Consider the following 8,131-nt stretch of genomic DNA (forward strand, 5'->3'; position numbering starts at 1 on the left):
CCCAACCCTCTCCCCGCAAGCGGGGAGAGGGAGTGTTCTTACGCCTTACGCCGCAATCTTCACCGGCAGCGTCTCGTAGCCCTTGATAAAGCTCGAATAGACCCGTTTGGGCTCGCCGACCACGTCGATGTGATCGAAGCGCTTCAGGATCTCCTGCCAGATGATCTTCAACTGCAATTCGGCAAGCCGCAAGCCCACACAGCGGTGAATGCCGAAGCCGAAGGAGAGATGCGTCCGGGGACGCGCGCGGTCAATGATGAATTCGTAGGGTTTTTCGATCGCCTCCTCGTCGCGGTTGCCCGAGACGTACCACATCACGACCTTGTCACCTTTCTTGATCTGCTTCCCCCGAAACTCGAAGTCGGCAAGGGCGGTGCGGCGCATATGCGCCAGAGGCGTCTGCCAGCGGATCACCTCAGGCACGAAGCTGTCGATCAGCACGGGGTTGTCGCGCAGCTTGCGATACTGCTCCGGATGCTGGCTCAGCGCATAGATCGAGCCCGACATGGTGTTGCGCGTGGTGTCGTTGCCGCCGACGATGAGCAGGATGAGATTTCCGAGGAAATTCTTGGCGTCCATGTGACGCGTCGCATCGCTATGCGCCATCATCGAGAGCAGGTCGCTCTTCGGCGGCTGCTGGCTGCGCTCCTTCCACAGCGCGGAAAAATACTGCGCGCATTCGAGCAGCACGGCCTGCCGGTCGTCCTCGGTGGGGACGAGCCCGTCCTTGCCCGGGATCGTCATGGCGACATCGGACCAGTGCGTCAGCTTGCGGCGTTCTTCCCAGGGAAAATCGAACAGCACCGCCAGCATCTGCGTGGTGAGCTCGATCGAGACGCGATCGACCCAGTCGAACACCTCGCCTTTGGGGAGATTGTCCAGGCATTCCGCCGAGCGCTTGCGGATGTTGAGGGCGAGCTCGTCGAGATGTGTCGGCGTGAACATCGGCGCCACGGTCTTGCGCTGGGCGCTGTGGCGCGGCGGGTCCATCGAGATGAAGCTTTCCCGGCGCAGCTCCGGATCGACGTCACGGATGGTGATGCCGCCGAGCATCGCGGCCGAGGAGAACGCCGCGTGATTGGTCTCGATCTCCATGATGTCGTTGTATTTGGTCACCGACCAGTACGGCCCGAACATCGAGTCCTTGCAGTAGTGAACGGGCTCTTCCTTGCGCAGCCGGTCGAAATAGGGCCAGAACGTATCGGTCCTGAACAATTCAGGATCGCCGGGATCGAACTGTTCGAGCGGCAGTGATAGAGCGCGTTCGCGCAAGGCGTCGCAACTGGCTGTGCTCTCGATGGTCCCATGCATGGCCGTCTCTCCCTGACGTTTCCCGCGCGTTTTTCTTAATTCTGCTCTGCGGTATTTGGGCTGTAATTACAGCCGGTTGTCCGCGTCGGGGCAAGGGAGAGTTTTGCCACATCCAACCTTCGCGTGAACGTCGGACGGTCGTCACGCTTCGCGGCGAACGTGACCTCCCGCACGTCGGTGGGGACGGAATCGTGCGAGAAAGCGCTTGAAATCCCGCTAAATCGAACCCGTCCGTCTTGGGTATCGACTAACCTCTGATCTATAGTTTGACCCGATAAAATCCGCATCCCGAGGTTGCCGCCGTGAACGACCTGCAATGGAGCCCCATCGGCCCGCCCCAACCGGTACCGCCGCCGCTGCCGCCCACGCGGGTCGATTTCACCGGCGACCGCACCGAGTTCCGCAAGATGGCGACGAGGGGCGCGGCGCTCGAGCTCGTCACCTTCGGCTTCTACCGGTTCTGGCTGGTCACCGACATCCGGCGGCATCTGTGGTCGAACACATCCATCGACGGGGATGCCGCCGAATATACCGGGCGCGGCAAGGAGCTCCTGATCGGCTTCCTGATCGCGCTCGCGATTCTGGTGCCGATCTATCTCGCCTATTTTCTGGTCGGCATCGAGTTCGAGCGCTGGCGGGGTTTTGCCTCGACGCCGCTGTTCATCAGCTTCTACGCCTTCGGGCAATTCGCGATCTATCGCGCGCGGCGCTATCGCCTGACCCGCACGGTCTGGCGCGGTGTTCGCTTCTGGATGGACGGATCGGGTTGGGCCTATTCGCTCCGCGCCATGCTGTGGGGCCTGCTCGTCTTCCTCACGCTTGGCCTCGCGCTGCCCTGGCGTGAAGCGTCGCTGGAGCGCTACAAGATGCGGCACACCCATTACGGCGATCTCACCGGCGATTTCGAGGGCGACGGCTGGGAGTTCTTCAAGCGCGGCTGGTGGCTGTGGCTGCTGACCCCGATCGCGATCGTCATCTTCCCGCTGGCGCCGTTCCTCTATGCCGAGTTCAAGGCGCGCGAGTGGCGCTGGTGGCTCGCAGGTATCCGCATCGGCGGTGTGCGCGTCAGCTCCTCGCTGCCGCACGATGCGTTCTACGGCCTCTACTGGAAGGTGATCGGCTGGTGGTTGCTGCTCTCGACATTGTTTGGCTTCTATCTCGCCGGCGCCACCGCGCTCGTCGTCAAGCTGAGCGGCCTGCCGGTCGAGCAGGCGCTCGGCCCCGACGGGCCTGCCAAGAACATCCCGATGCTGGTGATGATGGTGATCGGCTATCTCGCCCTGGCGCTCGCCGTCAACATCGTGATGCGCGTCTATCTCCAGCGCGATCTCTGGGTGAAGGTGCTGGAGACCGTCGAGGTGCATGACATCGGCGCGGCGGCGGATGTGCGCGGCAGAGGTGAGCTCGCCAGCGCGCTCGGCGAAGGTTTTGCCGATGGGCTCGATGTCGCAGGATTCTAGGTCGTGAGTGACGTGTCTGCCGAGGCCGCGGCCCAGCCCGGAAATCCGACGATCTTCTTCGACGGCGTATCGAGCCGCAGGCGGAAGGTCGCGCTGACGTTCGGTGACGCGCTTGAGATCCTCGAAGAGGGCGAAGCTCAGGACCAACAAACGATCTCGCGCTGGGCCTATGCCGACATCCGCCGCGCCGACAGTCCGGCCGGGCTCCTGCGCCTCGCCTGCACCTCCGCGGCGCCGCTGGCGCGGCTCGAGATCCGCGACGCCTCCGTCGCGGCGGAGTTGACCGCGCGCTGTACGCGGCTCGATGAGCACCAGACCACGCGCCGCGGCACGATCAAGATCGTCGGCTGGTCACTCGCCGCCGCGGTCTCGATCGTCTGTGTCGTGCTGTTCGGCGTGCCGCTCGCCGCCGACCGGCTCGCGCCGCTGGTGCCGAAGCCGATCGAGCGGCGGATCGGCGACGCCGCAGAGGTCCAGATGAAGACCATTTTTGGCCGCGGCGCCTGCGACGATCCGGCCGGGCAGGCGGCCTTCGCAAAACTCGTGAACCGCCTGCGCGACGTCGCCGGTCTCGACGAGTCCATGACGGCCGCGGTGCTGCCGACCGGAGTGCCGAATGCCTTCGCGCTGCCGGGCGGCAAGGTCTTCATGCTGAAGGGCCTGCTCGACAAGGCCCAAAGCCCCGACGAGGTTGCGGGCATCCTCGCCCACGAGCTCGGTCACCTTAGGCATCACGACAACATGCGCGGGCTGATCTACAACGGCGGCACCTCGTTCCTGATCGGCCTGTTGTTCGGCGACGTCACCGGTTCGTCCGCCGTGATCTTCGCCTCGCGCAGCGTGGTCGAAGCCTCCTATTCGCGCGAGGCCGAGACCGGCGCCGACACTTTCGCGATCGAGACGATGCACGCACTCGGCCGCTCGCCCAAGCCCGCGGCCGAACTGATGTTCCGCATCACCGGCAAGGAAGGCGGCTCCGGCTTCACGATCCTGTCGAGCCACCCGCTGACCGAGGACCGCCTCGCGCGCATGACCAAGGAAGATCGCCCCGCGAGCGGCCCGCCGCTCCTGACCGACGCGGAGTGGCACGCACTGAAGGGGATTTGCGGCGGAAGCGGGAAAATCTGATCTTTCCGCGGCTGCTATCTCGTCCCGTACGCGCGATCGCCGGCATCGCCGAGGCCTGGCAGAATAAAACCGTTCTCGTCGAGGCCTTCATCGATCGCGGCGGTCCAGATCCGGACGTCCGGGTGCAATCCGCGAACGCGCTCGAGTCCTTCGGGGGCGGCGATCAGGCAGGCGAGACGGATGTCCTTCGCGCCGCGCTCCTTGAGCCGGTCGATTGCGGCGACGGCAGTGTTGGCGGTCGCGACCACCGGCGTCACCACGATCGCAAGCCGCTCGCTGAGGTCGGACGGCGATTTGAAGAAATACTCGACCGCGGCGAAGGTGTTGGGCTCGCGGTAGAGCCCGATATGCGCGACGCGCGCCGTCGGCACCAGATCCATCATGCCGTCGACGAAGGTCGTGCCGGCGCGCAGCACCGGAACGAACACCAGCTTCTTGCCGGCGATCTTGGCCGAGTGCATGCGCGCAAGCGGCGTGTCGACGACGACGTCCGCAAGCGGCAGGTCGCGCGTCACCTCATAACACAGGAGCATGCCGATCTCCTTGACGAGCTCGCGGAACGACTTGGTCGAGATGGATTTGTCGCGCACCAGGGTCAGCTTGTGCTGGACCAGGGGATGATCGACGATCGTGACGCCTTCCATGAGGGGATGCTCCTGAAAATGATCGATGCGCAATGCGTTCGGATCATGCGTTAGAAAACAGTGCCGTCGCTGATCACCTTGAGCGGCGGCGCGCCGTCGGGACGGCGCGCGAAGGCAATGGCCCGGCCCGCGGCCCACGTGCCGCCTTCGAGAATGCTGGCGAGCGGGAGTGATTCCGGAGTGCGGCCGAGCTTGGCGCGGATGCGCTCTGCAAGCCGGTCCAGCAGCGAGACGGTGAGCGCGCGCCATTCCACGACGAGCAGGGAATCCACCGCATGCGCGCGCTCGGCGTCAGCGGCATCGCGCAGGCGCAGCACCTCGTGATCGACGAACAGGCCGCCATTGCGGTATTCGGCAAGCCCGGTCAGGCCATCGATGTCGGTCACCTCAAGGCCGGCGCGCTGCAGCGGCTCGATCAGCGAATAGCTCAGCCATTGCGACAGCTTGTGCAGGGGGACGAGGCCCGCGGTCGCATCGTCAGATGCGATCGCCGGATGACGCCAGCAATCACCGAGCGGAATCCCCGCAAGCTCGAGTCGCGACGGCCAGATCGGCCCGAGCTGGTTCAGCACCTCGGACAGGATCGTGGGAGCAGCGATCGCGCCATTGTTCGCCTGCGCCGCGAGGCGATCGAACAGGCCTCCGGGCCGCGGCGTATCGCGCAAGCCAAAGATCTCCGGGCGCCCCGCCACCAGCCCGCCGAGCCGCCGCAGCAGATCCGCGCGGCCCTCCAGACCCAGCAGCGGATTTGCATCGCTCGCCTGAAAGCCCGACGTAAGAGAAGCAAGCGGCAGCGCCGCGATCACATCCGCATCGACCCTGAAGGGAGCCCGTGCGTCGCCGGAAAAGGCGCCGCTTGCGAACATGTCGAGACTTGCGATCGCGAGCCCCTCGGACCGGCCGATGCTCTGTCCTGTCAGAGTGTCGCGATATCGCCACGTTGCGCCCGCGCCGGCATCGAGCAGCACGCTGACGATGGCCAGATCAAACTCGGCGCGCGCACGCGCTGCGCGATCCGGCCAAGCGGCGGCATCGGCAAGGCGCGCCCAGCGGTCGATACCGCCGAGCACGAAATGCCGCCACCGCGCGTGGAACGGGATATCGAGCGTCGGATAGGCCCTGCGCGTGACCGCGACCACGGCCTCCGCAACGCCATCCATGCGATCGAGATCGATCGTGAAGTGCGTAAGCCCGTTGCCAAGGCCGAGCTCGAGCATCTGTCCGGCACGCGCGCGCACCGCTTCTGCGGTGAGCAGCGAACGGGCCTGTTGTTCTGTCGCCGTGGCGTCCGCCATCACGGTATCAGTATTTCTCCAGCGAACGCCCGACCACGCCGTTGACGTCGTCTTCGGACGCAACGTCGGTCGAGTAATATCCGGCGGCCTTCTTCGCGGCGATCTCGACATAGGCGTCGGCCGGAATCAGCTCCGGCGGGATCGGCACGCGCTCGACGATGTCGATGCCCTGCGAGGTGAGAGCGTCGTATTTCATGTCGCTCATCGACAGGAAGCGGTCGATGCGCTTTAAGCCCAGCCAGTGGATCGTGTCAGGCATCAGCTGCTGGAAGCGCGCGTCCTGGACGCCGGCGACGCATTCGGTGCGCTCGAAATAGGCCGCGGCCGCATCGCCATCCTCCTGGCGCTTGCGCGCGTTGTAGACCAGGAATTTCGTGACCTCGCCGAGTGCGCGGCCTTCCTTGCGGTTGTAGACGACGAGCCCGAGCCCGCCCTCCTGCGCGCCGCGCGCGGATTCCTCGATGCCGTGGATGAGATAGGGCCGGCAGGTGCAGATGTCGGAGCCGAACACGTCGGAGCCGTTGCACTCGTCGTGCACGCGGCAGGTGATCCTGGTGCGGTGGTCCGGCAGCTTGCCGACGTCGCCGAACAGATAGACGGTGGTGCCGCCGATCGGCGGCAGGAACACCTTCATGTCCGGCCGCGTCACCAGTTCGGGGAACATGCCGGCGGTCTGCTCGAACAGCGTCCGCCGCAGCTCGGTCTCGCCGGTGCCGAAGCGCGCTGCAAGGCCCGGCAGATACCAGACCGGATCGATCGCGATCTTCACCACTGACACGCTGCCATTGGCGTGCACGACCTCGCCGTCGGCGCGCAGGCGCTTTGCGGCCAGCGCGTCGCGGATCTCCGGCAGGTCGAGCCGCGCGCGCGTCACTGCGATGCTCGGCCTGATGTCGGCGCCCTCGGCGATCTCCTGGCGGAAATTCTCGGCGACGAGATGGCCCCAGGGATCGAGCGCGACGATCTTGGTCGGATCGCTCCATTGCGGGAACGGCCCGATGGTTGCCGCCGGAAAGGTGTTGGTGAGATCAGGACGCCGGATCGGATCGAGCGCGCCCGCGGAAACGGCGAGCGCCCGGTACACCGCATAGGATCCGCCATGGCTGCCGATCACGTTGCGATCCTGCGAGCGCGACACCGTGCCGATGATCGGCCCGCGCTCGCGCGCGTCCGCGGCGCCCCAGTGGATCGGAAAGGCCGCCTTCCTGCCCGGCTCCGGATGGGAGGTGAGGCGGATGTGGTCGGTACGGTTCGCTCGGCTCATGACCAAACTCCCAAAAAGCCAACGGCCCGCCTGTCCGACGGGCCTGGCTCAGTCGCGCTGCCGATACACCGGCGACGCGCCCTAATCTTTCATATTGTAGCGGCGAGCCACGACGGACAAGTTAATCGTGCTGTGTGACGCTGCCGTTCATTTCCAACACCAGACATATAGGTACTCGTGGCTCTCGGCTGAATGCTGCGGCCGGGGCCTGCGCGATACTTCGGCTTGCAGTTGGTGTCTTGATTATCTAGTTGAAAATACTTACGTTTATTTGGTTTTGGCCGGAGCGCTAGGCGCTGCATTGCGCAGGTCCTTTGGACCATGTGAGCTACGCCCGACGCCGCAGCGGGTCGCGATCCCGATGCGCGCCAACCGTCCGACACAATTCAGTCGTCGTCTCCCGGTTAGGTTGATTTATCGGATCGGGGGCAACCTTGTCGTACAGAACGCTTTGGGCCTGCGCTGTCGTGCTCTGCTGCCTGGCCTCGACGGCGCGTGCTGCCGGCATCCAGCTCCTCAACTCCGATCCCGCTTTGTCGGGCGCCATCTGGTACCCTTGCGCCGGCGAGCGCGCGCACATCGCGCTCGGCAATCTGGATGTGGGCGCTGATTTCGGCCTGACCGGCGTGAAGGACTGCCCGGTCACCGGCGCGAAGCTGCCGCTTATCGTGTTCTCCCACGGCCGCGGCGGCTGGTTCGGCCAGCATCACGACACCGTGGAAGCATTGGCTGATGCCGGCTTCGTCGTCGCCGCGATCAATCATCCCGGCGACAGTTTTGGCAACTCCGCCCAGCGTGACGATCTCTCCGTCTTTGCCTCGCGTCCGGTCGACATCGTTCGCCTGCTCGATTTCGTCCTGCACGACTGGAAGGACAGGGCCGTGATCGATCCCGCAAAGGTCGGCTTCTTCGGCTTCTCCAAGGGCGGCTATACCGGGCTGATCCTGATGGGAGCCGCGCCGGATTTCGCGAGGTTGGCCGAGGTCTGCCAAGACAGGACGGGAGCTTGCGCAGAGCTCCGTGGCGGGG

The 8,131-nt window shown here is 65.2% G+C and carries 7 protein-coding genes; 3 read left to right on the forward strand and 4 right to left on the reverse strand.

All coding sequences use genetic code 11. The features are described 5' to 3' along the window. Window positions 1-45: 45 nt before the first annotated feature. Entirely contained in the window at window positions 46-1,311 is a 1,266-nt protein-coding gene (locus AXW67_RS13755) for a cytochrome P450 (RefSeq protein ID WP_063678315.1), read from the reverse strand. 302 nt (window positions 1,312-1,613) lie between these two features. Between AXW67_RS13755 and AXW67_RS13760 the strand changes: the two genes are divergently transcribed. Both AXW67_RS13760 and AXW67_RS13765 read left to right on the forward strand, forming a co-directional pair. After that, the gene (locus AXW67_RS13760) at window positions 1,614-2,771 is read left to right on the forward strand and encodes a YjgN family protein (protein ID WP_063678316.1); all 1,158 of its coding nucleotides are present in this window, start codon (window positions 1,614-1,616) and stop codon (window positions 2,769-2,771) included. 3 nt (window positions 2,772-2,774) lie between these two features. Continuing rightward, on the forward strand, window positions 2,775-3,899 hold the full coding sequence (locus tag AXW67_RS13765; RefSeq protein WP_063678317.1) for a M48 family metallopeptidase: 1,125 nt from the start codon (window positions 2,775-2,777) through the stop codon (window positions 3,897-3,899). 14 nt (window positions 3,900-3,913) lie between these two features. Here AXW67_RS13765 and upp read toward each other — a convergent pair whose 3' ends face one another. Genes upp through AXW67_RS13780 form a run of 3 tightly spaced genes read right to left on the reverse strand, consistent with a single transcriptional unit; the run spans window position 3,914 to window position 7,102 of the window. After that, window positions 3,914-4,543 carry a uracil phosphoribosyltransferase gene (gene upp, locus AXW67_RS13770; protein WP_027555058.1) on the reverse strand — a complete coding sequence of 210 codons (630 nt, stop codon included), beginning with the start codon at window positions 4,541-4,543 and terminating at the stop codon, window positions 3,914-3,916. A gap of 50 nt (window positions 4,544-4,593) precedes the next feature. Then, complete coding sequence (locus tag AXW67_RS13775; protein ID WP_063678318.1) at window positions 4,594-5,838, reverse strand: URC4/urg3 family protein; 1,245 nt, start codon at window positions 5,836-5,838, stop codon at window positions 4,594-4,596. 7 nt (window positions 5,839-5,845) lie between these two features. Beyond that, window positions 5,846-7,102 carry a GTP cyclohydrolase II gene (locus AXW67_RS13780; protein ID WP_063678319.1) on the reverse strand — a complete coding sequence of 419 codons (1,257 nt, stop codon included), beginning with the start codon at window positions 7,100-7,102 and terminating at the stop codon, window positions 5,846-5,848. A 434-nt stretch (window positions 7,103-7,536) separates the two neighbouring features. On the opposite strand from AXW67_RS13780, the gene AXW67_RS43985 reads away from it, so the two are divergent. Beyond that, window positions 7,537-8,131 (forward strand): alpha/beta hydrolase family protein (locus AXW67_RS43985; RefSeq protein WP_430648712.1); only part of this gene is annotated, 595 nt, incomplete at its 3' end.

It is taken from the genome of Bradyrhizobium neotropicale (genome assembly GCF_001641695.1).
Lineage (GTDB): Bacteria > Pseudomonadota > Alphaproteobacteria > Rhizobiales > Xanthobacteraceae > Bradyrhizobium > Bradyrhizobium neotropicale.